Origin of the sequence: Microvirga zambiensis WSM3693 (assembly GCF_016735695.1) — a bacterium.
GTDB classification, from domain to species: domain Bacteria; phylum Pseudomonadota; class Alphaproteobacteria; order Rhizobiales; family Beijerinckiaceae; genus Microvirga; species Microvirga zambiensis.
This window is the reverse complement of the sequence record NZ_JAERQD010000029.1, coordinates 1-14,909: the sequence shown is the minus strand read 5'-3', so window position 1 is coordinate 14,909 and position 14,909 is coordinate 1. Positions and strand designations below refer to the sequence as shown.

Annotated in this window: 10 protein-coding genes; all 10 read left to right on the top strand. The window is 56.6% G+C overall.

Translation table 11 applies throughout. From position 1 onward, the window contains the following. The first annotated feature begins 168 nt into the window (after positions 1 to 168). Positions 169 to 1,224 carry a polysaccharide deacetylase family protein gene (locus tag JKL46_RS20350; protein WP_201836630.1) on the top strand — a complete coding sequence of 352 codons (1,056 nt, stop codon included), beginning with the start codon at positions 169 to 171 and terminating at the stop codon, positions 1,222 to 1,224. Positions 1,225 to 1,259: 35 nt separating this feature from the next. After that, a complete protein-coding gene (locus JKL46_RS20345) occupies positions 1,260 to 2,387 on the top strand; it encodes a GNAT family N-acetyltransferase (RefSeq protein ID WP_201836623.1) in 1,128 nt (375 codons plus the stop codon). A 7-nt stretch (positions 2,388 to 2,394) separates the two neighbouring features. Further along, positions 2,395 to 3,405 (top strand): right-handed parallel beta-helix repeat-containing protein, encoded by a 1,011-nt coding sequence (locus JKL46_RS20340; protein WP_201836621.1) that lies wholly within the window; start codon positions 2,395 to 2,397, stop codon positions 3,403 to 3,405. A gap of 519 nt (positions 3,406 to 3,924) precedes the next feature. Next, complete coding sequence (locus tag JKL46_RS20335; RefSeq protein ID WP_246529429.1) at positions 3,925 to 5,391, top strand: lipopolysaccharide biosynthesis protein; 1,467 nt, start codon at positions 3,925 to 3,927, stop codon at positions 5,389 to 5,391. A gap of 23 nt (positions 5,392 to 5,414) precedes the next feature. Next, positions 5,415 to 8,066, top strand: a complete 2,652-nt coding sequence (locus tag JKL46_RS20330; protein WP_201836617.1) for an O-antigen ligase family protein — start codon at positions 5,415 to 5,417, stop codon at positions 8,064 to 8,066. A 714-nt stretch (positions 8,067 to 8,780) separates the two neighbouring features. Beyond that, positions 8,781 to 9,707 carry a glycosyltransferase family 4 protein gene (locus JKL46_RS20325; protein WP_201836610.1) on the top strand — a complete coding sequence of 309 codons (927 nt, stop codon included), beginning with the start codon at positions 8,781 to 8,783 and terminating at the stop codon, positions 9,705 to 9,707. Beyond that, on the top strand, positions 9,707 to 10,897 hold the full coding sequence (locus tag JKL46_RS20320; protein WP_201836601.1) for a glycosyltransferase: 1,191 nt from the start codon (positions 9,707 to 9,709) through the stop codon (positions 10,895 to 10,897). Before JKL46_RS20325 ends, JKL46_RS20320 begins: the two co-directional genes overlap by 1 nt. Next, positions 10,894 to 12,273 (top strand): glycosyltransferase, encoded by a 1,380-nt coding sequence (locus JKL46_RS20315; protein ID WP_201836599.1) that lies wholly within the window; start codon positions 10,894 to 10,896, stop codon positions 12,271 to 12,273. Before JKL46_RS20320 ends, JKL46_RS20315 begins: the two co-directional genes overlap by 4 nt. Before the next feature lie 65 nt (positions 12,274 to 12,338). Continuing rightward, entirely contained in the window at positions 12,339 to 13,598 is a 1,260-nt protein-coding gene (locus JKL46_RS20310) for a polysaccharide biosynthesis/export family protein (protein ID WP_201836597.1), read from the top strand. Between the two features lie 1,153 nt (positions 13,599 to 14,751). Next, positions 14,752 to 14,909, top strand: a 158-nt coding sequence (locus JKL46_RS36910; protein WP_201836595.1) for a DUF1565 domain-containing protein, incomplete at its 3' end; no start/stop codon positions are given.

Genomic DNA, 14,909 nt, shown 5'->3' with positions numbered 1-14,909 from the left:
GTAACTTTTAAGAAGCTTGACTGCTTATTTTATGTCCCTGGCCCATGGTTTAGAATGCTTTTAGAACACAGATCGAAAAAACTCGCCGAAGCTTTCCGATCGGGTGGGCAGGCGAGCGATGATTTCCTAGTCGGAGGAGTTGCTCAGTTGACGGCGGCTATAGATCGGATGAACCTTCATCTCAGGCAATCTGGCGCAGTGCCCTCGTCTAGAAAGTCGAAGCGGCAACGGCTTGCCTCGCTCATAGCGGCAACGGGCGGATTGAGAATTCTAGAGCGGCTTCCGCAACAGAACTGCCTGGTTGTCCTCAACTATCATCGTATCGGCTCTCCGAGCGACACCGTCGGAGATCCCAATCTGTACTCCGCGACTCCGAGCGACCTCGAGGAACAGGTCAGGTGGATCAAGCAGCGCTATCATATCAGCACGCTGGATGAAGCCATTGCTTTTGTTGAGGGAAAAACAACCCTTCGCAAGGCGGGGATCCTGCTCACCTTCGACGATGGGTACAAAGACAATTACGATTATGCATTTCCTATCCTGCACAAGCACAGAGTCGAGGGGACGTTCTTCATCTGCACTTCCTACCTCGGCAGTTCGCAGCTGCCCTGGTGGGACCAGATTGCCTTTATGATAAAGACGTCGCGAAACTCAAAGGTAGTCTTGAATTATCCTGAGCCGCTGACCCTCGATCTCGATGACGGCAAGCTGCAGGCATTGAACCGTCTCCTGTGCATCTACAAGACGAAGCACAATCTCGATAAGGATAAGTTTCTCCGAGAGATCGCTCGGTCCACCGGGACCGGTGATGAGCGCCCCTGCGAGCGTATTTTCATGAATAAAGCAGAGCTGAAGGAGATGTCCGACAATGGAATGGCAGTCGGCTCCCATACTCACTCTCATCCCTTGCTGAGCCATTTGAGCCCCGAGCTTCAATTGGAGGAGGTGAGTCTTTCGAAGCAGATGCTCGAACAGGATCTCGGCATCGAGATTCAGTCTCTAGCCTATCCCGTCGGCGCGCCGGACAGCTTCAACGAACATACGCAGGAGGCGCTTCGCAGGGCGGGGTACCGGATCGCGTTCTCGTTCCATGGCGGTAAGAATATTGCCGGAAAGACGAGCTGCTACAATGTTCGGCGCCATCACGTCGGGGTCACGGACGGCAATGCGCTTTTCAAGGTTCGGACATCGACGGCAGCAGTACTCGGAGCGCCGCTTTTCTAGGTGGCCTGTCCGGGGAGACGGCATCTCGACCGGAAATGCCTGATGACGCCGACTCCTGCACATTGGCTGACGGCATTGGCGCAAGAGGCGGAATTCCCTCTGAATTTTTGAACGTGGATCTATTGATGCGAGCAACTGTTGTTCCCGCCAATGAGCTGCCGGAAGATCTGATTGCTCGCTGGGCTAATATTCAGGAGCGGAATTCAACGCTTTTCAGTCCTTTTTTCAGGCCTGAATTCACGAGGTCTGTTGCCAAGGTCCGGGATGACGTTTTTGTCGCCATCCTTGATGGTGGGGCTGCTTTCTTTCCGTTCCAGCGAAACGCGCTAGGGCAGGGCAAGCCCGTCGGCGGCCCGGTTTCGGATTATCACGGCCTGATTGCGGAACCGGACTACGATTGCGATGCTCCCGCTCTTATGCGGGCATGCAAACTGCGCGCCTGGAGCTTCGATCACGTACCGGCGCCGCAAACGATGTTCGCACCTTGGCGTTTGATCGATACGGAATCTCCGGTTGTCGATCTGACTCAAAGCGAGGCTCCAGGATCTACCGCGCTTTACGCCGACCATCGACGCAAAAGGCGCCGACTCGAGCGCGAGGTGGGCGAGGTCGAGGTTGAACTGCAGTCGACCGATCCGGCTATGCTCGATTTCTGCCTCAAATGGAAATCGGCGCATTACCATCGCATCGGCACACCAGATCTCTTCGAAAGACCCTGGGCGAGAGCGCTGATGGATGTGATCGCTTCGGAGAGAAAGCCGGAGTTCGCTGGAATGCTGTCGGTCATGCGTGCCGGTGGGCAGCCCATTGCGGCTCATTTCGGCCTGCGGTCCGGCAATGTCTGGCACTATTGGTTCCCGACTTACGATCCACAGTTTCAGCGCCATTCTCCAGGAATACTTTTGCTGCTGGAGATGATGGCGGGTGCTCCCAAGATCGGCATCAATCTGATCGATTTCGGGAGAGGCGATAACGACTACAAGCTCCGGATTTCCAACCGGAGGGTGCCGCTCATCGAGGGGACTGCCGTCGCAAACCCCATGATCTGGCGCTGCAAGTCGGGTCTCCGACAATTCGTACGGGGTGCGCCGATCATAAAATCCATGTTGATGCCGGCTCACAGGCTTTATCAGGAGTTCAACCGGCGTGCCAGGTTGAGGTGAGGGGGGAATGATGATCGGCAAGACCCGCGTTGCATTGATCGTGGCGATGACGGCACTTCAGTCCATGCCGGCACTGGCGACGACGCTATACGTCTCGAGCGCCGGCGACGACAAGAATCCAGGAACGGTCGCCCTTCCATTCCGATCGATTTCAAAGGCCGCCGAGGAAGCAAAGCCTGGGTCGAGGGTCACGGTCCTGGGAGGAGTGTACAAAGAGGTCGTCGTCATCCCGTCGGGTGGAACGGCGGAGCTTCCTGTCACCATCGAACCCGCCTCGGGGGAGGAGGTCATCATCGATGGCGCGGGTTCGCCGCCCGATACGAACCTGGTCCAGATTAATGCGAGCTACGTGACTTTCAGAGGCTTTACGGTTCGAAACGCCACGCGCGGGGGCATCGCCGCATGGGGAGTTCATGACGTTGAGATTTCGGATAACCGAATCCAGGGGAGCCAGAAGGCCGGGATCTGGATCGGTCATACGGAAGCCGGGCACTCCTATGCGAACGTTATCGCGCGCAACGAAGTGTGGAACAATTGCCTGGAATATAAGTCGCGCGCGATCGACGGCGGTTGGCCACAAGGCATCAGTCTCCAGGCGTCGGACAAAAGCACAGTGATCGGCAATCGCGTATACCGCAACTACGGCGAGGGCATCGGAACGCTGTCCACCAAAGGTGTTCAGATCTTAGGGAATGACGTCTTCGACAATTACAGCGTCAACATCTATCTCGACAACGCACCTTCTACCGTCGTCCAGGAGAACAAAGTCTATCACACATATGCGAAAGACTTTTATCGCTACGGCAAGCCTGCGGTCGGGATCATGATCGCGAATGAATATACCGAGATAGAACTGCCATCGAGGGATATCAACGTGACCCGAAACACTCTGGCGGGCGTCGGCAGAGTCGTTTACGGCGACTATCAGCGGGCGTCCGGATTGATCAACAGCGAGATCAATCTGAACACTGTCACGGACAATCCCGAGCCGCTCTGGCAGGGACAGAAGCCGAACTGACCGCCGGTTTTCACTCGGCCTGCCTCATCGGCGATCTCGTTCTCGAACCTTGTTGAGTCGGGCCGACTCTGCGTCGGCCGAGGTCCAAGAGCGACCGCGCGGCCAGAAGGTATCGCACACCTACGCTCCTTCGATCGGATGCGGATTAAAAATGACGAGGCATCTCCGTCGCGTCATGCATCTCCAGGCCCGCCATAAGAAGTCATAGGAATTCTAGCCTGCAATCCCGTTGCCGGTACCCGAATTCGCCACTTGGCCCGCAACCTTTGGGAGCATTTGAGGCTCCAATGAACGCAGGGAGAATAAGTAGCAGGGGGATAACTCGGAAGATCAATGCGGGGTGCGGAGGGGCCGAGGTAAATTTGCACCGTGTAACGCAAGAGTTTTGACGGCAATCCGCTGCCCGAGAACTACGATATCAGCGCAGGGATGTTCTCGATTTCCTAAAGCCAAGAGGAGTGACGATGCCCAGAGTTCCCATGACTACGTCGCAGATACGCGGGCTGTGGTAGCGCATCGATGTTTTCTCGGCAGGAGCTGAACCAAAAAATTGCTGCAGGCGCGTTTTGGACACACCTCGCGTTCGTAAGCACAAGACTCATCACCCTCGTCAATATTGCGGTTCTCGCGCGCATATTGGGAACGGACGACTTTGGCCTGGTGGCCGCAGGCTTGGCCGTTCTTGCTCTTCTTGAGGCAGTCTCGGAAGGCGGTGTGGGAGCCTCGGTTGTATGGCGCCGTCAGGATCCCGAGAAAACGGCCGCGGTCGCCATGACGATCAGCCTTATCAGCGCGGTGCTGATCGGAGGCGTTGCATTTTTTGCTGCGCCGCTCATTGCCGATGCTTTCTTCGATCACCGGTCCGTTGAGATCATACGCGCATTGTCCGTATGTCTCATTCTGTCGGGACCTTCCTCGGTCTTCATTGGGATTCTGCAGCGGGATCTTGCCTTTCGAAAGAGAGTCATCCCGGAGGTCCTCAAGGCGATCACCAAAACGGTGGTGGGCGTATTGCTGGCGCTGTCAGGCTTCGGCGCCTGGAGCCTTGTCTATGGTCACATTGCCGGAATGGTCGTCGGTGTCCTGGCTCTCTGGTGGTTGTCGAAATGGAAGCCGCATCTGTCGCTGGACAGAGAGACAGTCTCGGCCATTCTCCCGTTCGGGATCCAGATGACGCTCGTCACCATTCTGAGCGTGTTGAGCAAGAACGTCGATTACATGCTGATCGGGCACTTCCTGGATGTGGCTGCGCTGGGCATCTATGTTCTGGCTTTCTCGCTGACGGATCAGATCATTCTGGGGATTTGCTGGGCTGCGAGCCAGGCCCTGTTTCCCGCCTACGGTGCCATTCAGGCGGATTTGCCGGCTCTGCGTCGCTCGTACGAAGACAGCTTGACCGGAATCGCAGCCCTGACGTTGCCTGCGGCGGCCGGCTTGGCAATCGTCGCCGATCCTCTCGTGCACGTTCTCTATGGCGATAAATGGAGCCAAGTCGTCCCGGTCGTACAGGTTCTTGCCATGTACACGATGGTGCATTCCGTGGCTTTCAATCTCGGCGACCTGTTCAAAGCTGTCGGGCGGCCGTGGGTGCTGACATGGACGAATGTTCTCGGGCTGATGCTCTCTCCGGTCGTCGCCTTCATTTCGACCCGCTGGGGCCTCGTAGGATTTGCTTTCGGCCTGATCTTTCTGATGTCCGCAGTTTCGCTCCTACGCCTCTTGATCGCCGATCGGATGGTAGGAATCGGTCCTAGGATTTTCCTGCGCGCCCTGAGGTGGCCTGTGCTCTCGACCCTGCTGATGGCGGGAGCAACGATAGGCATCGACAAGCTCGTTCATATTGAAGGATCGCTCTTACGGTTGATCGTTCTGGTTGGAGTTGGATGCATAAGCTATGTTCTTGTGCTTTCAGTAACTGCTCCATCTCTCCTGTCCGCAGTCGCTGTCTTCACGCGGTTGAAGCGGCAGCCACTGTTGTCACAGTGACTGCGACCATGGGAGCGGGCCCTATGACGCCAGTATTGTCTCACAAGTCGATTGGGGCAATTTTGCTCGCGGCATTCGTCGCGTGCGGGGTGTTGGGCCCATTGGTGACCCTTCTGGCGATAGCCGCTGTCCTCGGAGCCTGGATTTTCTTTCGCTGGCCTCAATATGGCGTTGCGCTGCTCGTGGCCGGAACCGTTTCGAACCTGTTTGGCGTCGCGTCGAATGTGCATGGCCTGCCCGGAATTCAGGTGCCGCTGACGTTCGCTCTCGCAGCGGTCTTACTGATCCGGTGGGTTTCCGGGAAGGAGGATTTGGCTGCTGCCCGGATCTTCGCCCCGCTGCTGATTTGCGCTTTTGGGGTCTCCCTGTTGTCCCTAGTCCATATCGAGAACCTCGATCCGACCCTCGAGAAGCTGATCGAATTGGCGAAGGATCTGACGACCGTCGTGGTGATCATCGCATTCATCACGTCAAGAGAGCGGTTACTGACGACGATCCGCGCGACCGTGCTGTGCCTGGGAGTGATCGCTCTCGTAAGCGTGAGACAATACCTGAGCAGCGACTTCGGCAACGACGTCTATGGTCTCGCGCAGGCCTCGATAAAGCAGATCGCCGGCGAAGTTCAGAGGTGGAGAATTTCCGGCACCCTGCCTGATCCGAACTATTACGGCCAAGTTCTGGTCATGGCGCTGCCGCTCGCATGTTGCCTCGCGATCATCGAGAAACGGGTGATCGTGCGCATTGCGTATCTTCTATGCGCACTGGCGATCCTCGCTGCATCGTTGTTCACCTTCTCGAGAGGGGCGCTATTTGCGATTGCCGTAATGGTCGTCGCCGCAACGCTGACACTTCGGGCAAGGTGGAAGCTGCTTGGCGCGGCCTGCGTGCTGGCTGCAGTGGGAATAATTGCGCTGCCGAGCGCCTTTGTCGATCGCGTCGCTTTGATAGCTCAAGCCGCGCATATCCTGATCACCGGAGAGCAGGCTGTAAGTGACCCTTCTCTGAACGGCCGGATTGCCGTGATGAGCACGGCCCTGCGCATATTCGCCGATCACCCGTTCGTCGGAATTGGATTGGGACAATATGCCGGCCAATACGGCCAGTATGCGCTTGCCTCGGGAGTCGACCCCGGAGCTGCGCCTCATCCGCATAACCTGTTTCTGGAGACATTGTCGGAGGAGGGGATTCTCGGGTTCGCCAAATTGGCTGCCCTCGTCGTGATTCCCCTGATGGTCGCTATCCGCGCGGTCAAGCTGCTCTATGCGAAGGGCGAGAACCGAGATGCCGCGATCGCCACCAGCCTTTGCATTGGCTTCATCGGATACCTGGCGACCGCCATCTTTCTTCATGGCGCGTTCATGCGCTTCTTTTGGATCGAAATCGCACTTCTCCTGTCGCTTTGGCAGGTCAGTGCTGCTGTGGGCCAGCGATCGGGCCCAGTGAGTGGTATAAAAGGACGGAGTTCGAAAATGCTGCAGAGAGCGCTGTTACCCGCCGACGTGCTCGGCATTGTTCGACAACGCAAGGTTCTGATCGCAGGCGTTACTCTGGCATTCATGCTGGTGCCGCTTGTACAGTCAGCGCAATCCGTGGCCGAAAGCACTCTCCTCTATCGCTTCGGGCGGGAATACTTCCCCATACGTCCCGGCGAGGAGCGTCGAAACTGGGGCGAGAACGTCCAGGTGTCGTTGGACGCGGCGCTCTTCACGGAGATGCATCTCCTCCGCAGTCGCGAAGTCATGGAAGCCACGGTCAATGACGTCGGCCTGGATAAGCTAACGCCTTCGCGTGACACGTTCCTGTCGGGCGTTCAGTCTCAAGTCTCCGGCTTCGTGAAAGGCATGATGTCACTTGGCGGGCTGGTCGATTTCGGATCCAGCTCGGATGTGCCGAAGCGTGCCGTCGATCCCGTTGTCGCAGCGGCCAAAGATCTTTCCGAGAGACTGCGGATCCGGCGCGTAGAGGGCGCGGCGCTCATCGCCGTCGGCATTCAGGATCCCGATCCCGAAGTGGCGGAGAAAATAATAACCGCCCACGTCGAGTCATATCTGCGTAAACGGCAGCAGCTGTTCGAGCGGGATCCGTCGAAGTTCTACAGCAGCGAGATCGAGAAGGCACAGACCGAACTGAACGGCATCGCCGAGAAAATCACCTCTCTGCGTCTCGAGCAGGGTGTGCCGGACGAGTCCATCGAGCATTCGGTACTTTCCGACCGGCTTATCGCCTTGGAACGTCAGCGGCAGGGAATGAGGCAGCCGGACGTCCCAGTCCTTCAGAAAGATCTCAAGGATACCCGCGAGGCGCTGTTCGATCTCAACTCCCTGACGGCTGCGACCAAGCTCTTGGAGGGGCGCTACAAGAGCGTTGCCGAGAATCTTGAGAGAATGCTGCAGGAGCAGAGCCGCTGGCGCCTCGATAACGCCTACGTTCGGGAGCTCGGACCGACGATCGAGATCGTTGAGCCGGCAGCATTCAGTGCTCGCCCATCCGGTTTGTCCCGACCGATGCGCATGATCCTGGGCGGTGCGATAGGGTTTCTCCTCGTGACGGGCTTCCTCGTCGGCATGGCCATGATCGGCCGCAGGAAGGAGAGCGTGCAGCCCGAGCCCATGGTCCCTGAAACCTTGGAGCCGCCGCGGGTCAAGGTCTACTCCAATCCTTCGAGCCTCTCGTAGCATTGGAAGGTACGCAGGCTGGTCTCACTTCCGAGCGTTCGGATCCGAGACCAGCCGACAACCGACGGGCGGAGCGACCGCGTTCAGAGAGACAATTCGACCTGTTCGGTGGCGCTCTCGTCGTGTTTGAGACCGGGCACAGTGCCGGCGTTTTGAAAAAGGCCCGTAAAGTCATACCCCTTCAGGCTGATTAGAAGCGTATCGTTTGAGATGCTATGATCACTGCTCGAATAATAAGTAATGAAGCTCACATAAATTTGGAAAAGACTTCGTATTTCTTAGTCAAGGAAAGTATTTCGACCATGTCGCTTTGAGCGGCCGACGATCAAGGGAAGACGTGCATTGACTAGCCAGCCCATCAAGAAAATGGACTCTCCCAGCATGGTCGCAGAGTGGCCGGGCATAACGCCTGAGCCGCGACGTTTGGCCGTTATTGTCACCGAATTTCCGAAGACGACTGAAACCTTCATTATGAGGGATGTGGTTGCGTTCTCGAAAAGCGGCTATGATATCCGGATATATCATCTCACACATTTCAACCGGCGCGAGGTTGTTCACGATTTTGCGCAGCAGACGATCCCCTGGTCGAGGGATTTTGCGTATTTTGCTTCACCGGATGTGATCGGTGCCTGCTTTCGCGCCCTGTGGAGAAAGCCCCGCGTTCTCGGACGCATGGTGCGTGACATCCTCGTGGGTTGCCGACGCGACCCCGTGATGATGCTCAAATCTCTGTTCATCCTCCCCAAGTCTCTGCGAATTGCCGAGGATATTCGCGAGTGGGGCGGCGATCATGTTCACGCGGCCTATGCGGGGCATCCCGCGACAAGCGCCTGGATGATACGCCGGGTTGCCGATGTGCCATTCAGCGTCAGTTGCCACGCGCATGACATCTTCGAAACGCAGGCGCTTCTGAGCACCAAGCTTCCCGAGGCGGACTTCGTGCGCACGATCAGCGAGTACAATCGCAAATATATCCTCCGCCACATTCCGGCGCTCGCGACGAAGCCGCCGGTCATCATCCATGTCGGAGCATTCCTCGAAAATCTGGCTTCACCGGCGCCGTCCCAGTCCGAGAAGATGCGAGTGCTTTATGTCGGCTCCCTGGAGCTTCGGAAGGGGATCGACGTCCTGCTCCGCGCCCTGACCAAAGCCAGTTTGGGAGATTGGCACCTGGATATCGTGGGAGGCGGTCCGGAGCGCCAAAGGCTTGAGGCGCTCACAGCGGAATTGGGGCTCTCCGACCGGGTGACGTTTCACGGCCCGCAGCCCAATGAGCGTGTCGCGCAGGCCATGGCGCGGGCAAGCGTCATGGTTGTTCCGAGCCGGATCGGGCCGAGAAACCAGACGGAGGGGCTGCCCACCGTTATCGTCGAGGCTCTTGCCCACCAGAGGCCGGTCATCGCAGCTCGTTTAACAGGCATCCCTGAGATTATTGTCCACGGCGTGACCGGCTGGCTGTTCGAAGTCGATGACGTGCAGGGGTTGGCTTACGCGCTCGAGGAAGTCCGTGGCGATCCGGAAGAGGCCCAGCGTCGCGCCTTGTGTGGAAGAGAGCTCGTTCTCGCCCAATTCGACCAGAACAAGAACGCCGATGCACTTCTGTCGTTGATCGATTCCTCCATCGAGAAGAACCTAAAGTAATGACTGCAACTGTACTCATGCGACCAGAGGAAAACCACGCCGATAGCCGAACCAACGCGCAGCCGCGTGAAAGCGATGTGGTTCTCATCATCGATGACCTCGGAATCGGTGGAGCTCAGCGTGTACTCGACGTTCAACTTCGTGCAATGCAGCACGGAAATTGTTCAATCCGCGTCATAAACCTGTCCAAGCCGACTCCTGCGTCCGAAAAAGTAAGGGCGTTGGGAATCGAGCTGGTAGAGATTCAGCAGAATGGCCTGTTCGACCTGGAGTCTTGGAAAGTTTTAAGCAGCGTTATCAAGAAGTGGCGACCGCGGGTCATTCACGCGCATCTTGTTCACGCAACGATCGTGGGTGCGATCCTCGCAAAGATGGCCCAATCGCGTTTCATCGTGACCCTCCACAGTCAGGGGCCTATCGGGCAGGGGTGGCGTGACCATGTGAAGAACTTCCTGGAGCGGCTGGCCCTGAGTTATTGCTCGGATCTGGTCGTCGCGTGCGGTCCGCGCGTGGCGAAGATGCAGTCCAAGCGCGTAGGCCGCACGCCTATGAACATCATCGAAAACCGGATTGATACGCCCCCATCGTTGAGTGCCGATGAGCGATCTCAAGTGAGATCTTCTCTCGGGTATGGCCCTGACGACATCGTCGTCATCTCGGTTGGTCGACTGGCGGTCGATAAGGGTTTCGACATATTGATCAAGGCGTTTCGCCAGGTTGTCGCAAAATACCCGGATGCCAAACTTCTCATCGTCGGTGGCGGCGACGATTACGCCCGGCTTGTCAAAGTCATGAATGCATCTGGCACCGAGCGATGTGTCCAGTTGACCGGACCTCGGTCTGACGTCGGCAGGCTGATGGCTGCGTCGGATGCTTTCGCCTTGCCATCGCTCTGGGAAGGCCTCCCAATGGTGTTGCTCGAAGCCATGGGGGCCGGATTGCCCGTTGTCGCGACGGATGTGGGCGACGTTTCCACAGTCATAAAGGATGGTGCCGGAATTCTCGTCGGTCCCGGCGATGAAGGGCATTTGGCGGATGCGCTGAGTGAGGTCGTGAGCAACCCAGATTTGCGGATCGCGCTTTCGGATCGTGGAACGAAGGCAGTCAGAAAATACACCGATCTCGAGAGCTACTCCGAGGAATTGCAATCCGCTTATTTTCAGAGCGCTCAGCGGAAGCAAGCAAAATGAGCACAGACGGTTCGAACGAAAAATCGGGTGGAAATCGGCGGCTGACCGTACTCTTGGTGGCGACCCGTGATCTGCGCGGTCAATTGACAGGGCGCAAGTCCGTATTGCGGACGACCGTGGAAAGCCTGGTGGGACTGGGGCATCGTGTGATTGTCGCACATTTCGGTGCCGACACATCTGAGAATACCGCCGGACCGTCCGAAGAATATAATCAGGTTCGGCACATCAGGATCGATGGTCCTCGCCCATGGGAGTTGATGATCCAGCTCTGCGTCGGCTTCCTCCCTGGCCGAAAGTCGCTGAACGAATGCCTTTACTTCAGTAAGCGTGCCCAGGCGTCTCTTCGTGACATTGTGCGTTCCGAGAGGGTGGATGTCGTCATCACCGACATGGTGAGAACTGCCGTCTATGGCGAGTCCCTGCGTCTGCCTTGGATAGCGGATCTCGATGATCTTCTGTCGTTGCGGTACAGCCTTCTCGCGAAAGAACGGAGGGGGCTGGACGGATTGCTTGGTTATCACAAGGCTCCTGCAATCCGTTCCTTAAGCCCGCTCGTTCGGCCGATACTGGAGATGGTTCTTCGCAGAGAGGCGGCGATTCTCGTACGCCGTGAGATAGCCGTAGCTCAACAGGCCGGCGTGACGCTGACTGTCAGTCCAACTGAGGCGGAAACTCTTGCCTTCGCCTCATCGAGATCGATTTCGACGGCTCCGCTGAGGGTGAAAGGGCCGGCGCGAATTGCTCCATTCGAGGATCGCCGGCGCGATCTGGTCTTTCTCGGCGCGTTTTCCTATCAACCCAACCGGGATGCTGTCCAGACGTTCGACAGCAGGATCAGACTGGATCTTAATTCCCGTGGCTTGAGGGATATCGATCTCCATGTCGTCGGAGAGAAGGGCATCGGTTATGACTTCTCGCCGAGCATTCGCTTCGAGGGTTATGTCGATGATCTCGACGAGGAATTGCAGAAATACAAGGCGATGCTGGTTCCGGAATTGCTGCAGGGCGGCATCAAGACGAAGGTCGTCCATGCGGCCCTGAACGGAACTGTCGTTCTCGCCCATGAATCGGCAATCACGGGAATGGGCATGGAGTCCGGCGTCAATGTTCTGACCTGGAAAACATCAGAGGATCTCGCTGGTCTATTGAAGCGCATTCGAGGCAATGACGAGAACCTGCCTGCGATCGCGGAGAATGCGCGCGTCTGGGCCGAAGCCAACTTCGGCCAGCAGCGGGCTGAGACGAAATGGAAAACGTATCTGGCGTCAGTGATCGAAGAGCCTGCCTCTGCTTCGGCGGAAGCAGTTCTCGGGCGAGGGCGCATTCGAGGCGGCCATAGCGGTCCTTCGCAAGTTGCCGATGCATTGGGACGATAGAAGGTTATCGATGCCTTGAGGTTGACAGAGGCTTTGAGGCATCAGCTGGGACATAGGGGGTAAGAATGGCTATGAAAATGATGGCAAACCCGACAAAGAGGCCGATTGCGGCACTGCTTGCGTTTCTCGGAAGCTGCCTGCTTTTCGCAAATGGCAGCGTAGCTGCGGAATACAGGCTCGCCTCCGGTGATACGATAGAGATTTCCATCGCGGGCACGACGCCGATGCAGCAGAGAGCCGTGCTTGGCCTCGATGGCACCGTTTCGCTTCCCGTGATGGGCGAGATCAAGGCCGCGGGGCTTACGCTCTCGGAGCTTCGGGCGAAGATCAGCGCCGAGATCCCAAAGAGGATGATGCGTCAGAGGACGAACGAAGGCCGCGAGCTAATCTTCGCCGTGATGCCGGAAGAGGTCACGCTCAACATCGTCGAGTACCGCCCGGTCTATATCAACGGCGACGTGTCAAAGCCGGGCGAGCAGCCTTTCCGGCCGGGTATGACCGTTCGACAGGCCCTCGCGGTTGCCGGCGGCTATGACACCATCAGGCTCAGGTCCGACAGCCCGCTCACGCAGCTGGTGGATTCGAGAAGCGAGTATGAGACCCTTCAGGTGCAGTACGTTCAAGTGATGCTGCAGGCAAAGCGTCTGAAAGCGGAGTTGGGAGAGAGCTCCGATGCCGACGACAAGGAAATCGACAGCGTGCGCATCCCTGAGACGCTGCTGATGCAGATTTCCGCGGTCGAGAGCGATCGCTTGTCCAGCCGCACGGAGAATATCAAGAAAGAGAAGAGCTATATGGAGCGCAGGATTGCGCAGTCCGATACCCAGATCTCGATCCTGACCGAGCAGCAGCAGAAAGAAAAGGAGGCGATGCAGAGCGACCTCGACGATCTGAAGAACCTGAAGGATCTCCATGATCGTGGAACTGTTCCAGTCACCCGGGTTATGGATGCAAAGCGCGCAAGTCTCGTATCGGCGTCAAGGCATCTTCAAACGATGGCGCTGCTGGAGCAGGCGCGGAAGGAGCGTGAGGAGGTCGTGCGGAATCTGGCCAAGATCGACGAGGCGCGGCGCGATGACCTCCTGCAGCAGTTGCAGACTGCTACGCTCCAGCTGTCCTCCATACGCCCACGGCTAGCGGGGCTTCAGCAGAAGCTTCTTGCCTATACGGGCAGCATCCGTTCTCAATCGTCCCAAAATTCCAATGCCCGTCCGGAGATCTCCATTTCAAGGAGGGTGAACGACCGCTACGAGAAGATCGTGTCCGGAGAAAACACGGAGCTCTTGCCGGGCGATGTGGTTGAGGTTGCATTGCGCGTCGACTGACGCGCAATGCATGAGGGCAGCGCGGGCGATTGGACAAGGTCCAAGGCTCCTTGTCGGTGTTTCTTTGGAGCTTCTCCACGATCGTCCCTCGGTGCGCCGACAGCATCAGCGCGCAACGTCGATTGTGATGGTCGGTTTTCGCGTTCGTTGGACGAACCGGCGCGTAACTCCTCACGACCTTCGTGTTCAGCGAGCCGACAACCCGTCATCAGGGAGCAGAGAAGGCGAGGGGGGATCGATAAGCTCAAATCGATGCGTCGTTATTGCTGCGCTGCAGAAATGAAACTGCAGTATAGATAGAATAATTTTCCTTTTTCTCTTCGATCATCGCTAGGAATACAAGCTTCATTATCTCACGATAAAGATGAGATGTGAGTTCGTTTCAGTATTGCCTTATTGATGTCATATTTAGACGTATACCTCTTGCATCAACAAGTTCATAAGAACACTCAACAAACAAACGCTAGGGGTATCCAATGACATCAAATCGCATTTATATGCAGCCATGAATTTGCTTAATATAATCTATTAAGCACATCATTCGCCGTTCTTTGGCATGCCATCCATACGGCTGCTTTGCTGAAAGCCGATCCAAGGCTTTTCGTCTATTTCTCCCTTCGGCATAAGAACATCGTGCTTCTGCTTCGCAGCGCATGAGCGGGCTTTTTCGGTCCGTGGTCTTCGATCTGACTTGGCTTGCGAGAATAGATCCCTGACAAAGCACCTTCGGTATCAGAGATCGGAAGGAAGCCGATAGCGGCGGCATTCAAGACGCTTTCCCGAACGTCTGCCGGTATTGTCTGCGATTTGCCGATGTCTTTTCCTGGCGATCGATAAAATAGAGTTCGGTCATTCTCTTGCCCAATTTCGAAACGAAGGAAGGCGAGAGTGATTGATAAATAAAAAATGAACGAGCGATTGTTTTAACAAGCAGTATCTCGATAATAAGAAGACTTTATAATTTTATATAAAACAAAAGGGGCCTTACCATTTCACATATTACATCACCAAAACCATTAATGTGCTGAAGCAGCTTTCGCTGCGATTCACATAAATCGATGTTCTTCCCTGCGGAAGAAGGAGCGCTGGCGGCTTAGTCTGCGCTCAAGAATATTCCCTTGCATTTTGAAACCAGAAAAAAGCGAGAAAAGCTATGGCAACCATTTATGTCTCGACCACGGGCAGCGACTCCAACTCCGGCGCCTCCGGCAGCCCGGTGAAATCCATCACCAAGGCGGCGCAGATGGCCAAGGCCGGCGACACCGTGCTCGTCGGTGCCGGTACCTATAACGGCACCGTCAGCATCTCCAG

Coding starts and splice junctions, on each gene's coding strand:
- JKL46_RS20320 (WP_201836601.1), top strand. CDS start 9,707: ATGACTGCAACTGTACTCATGCGACCAGAGGAAAACCACGCCGATAGC.
- JKL46_RS20310 (WP_201836597.1), top strand. CDS start 12,339: ATGGCTATGAAAATGATGGCAAACCCGACAAAGAGGCCGATTGCGGCA.
- JKL46_RS20330 (WP_201836617.1), top strand. CDS start 5,415: ATGACGCCAGTATTGTCTCACAAGTCGATTGGGGCAATTTTGCTCGCG.
- JKL46_RS20345 (WP_201836623.1), top strand. CDS start 1,260: ATGCCTGATGACGCCGACTCCTGCACATTGGCTGACGGCATTGGCGCA.
- JKL46_RS20350 (WP_201836630.1), top strand. CDS start 169: ATGAACCTTCATCTCAGGCAATCTGGCGCAGTGCCCTCGTCTAGAAAG.
- JKL46_RS20340 (WP_201836621.1), top strand. CDS start 2,395: ATGATGATCGGCAAGACCCGCGTTGCATTGATCGTGGCGATGACGGCA.
- JKL46_RS20335 (WP_246529429.1), top strand. CDS start 3,925: ATGTTTTCTCGGCAGGAGCTGAACCAAAAAATTGCTGCAGGCGCGTTT.
- JKL46_RS20315 (WP_201836599.1), top strand. CDS start 10,894: ATGAGCACAGACGGTTCGAACGAAAAATCGGGTGGAAATCGGCGGCTG.
- JKL46_RS20325 (WP_201836610.1), top strand. CDS start 8,781: ATGATGCTCAAATCTCTGTTCATCCTCCCCAAGTCTCTGCGAATTGCC.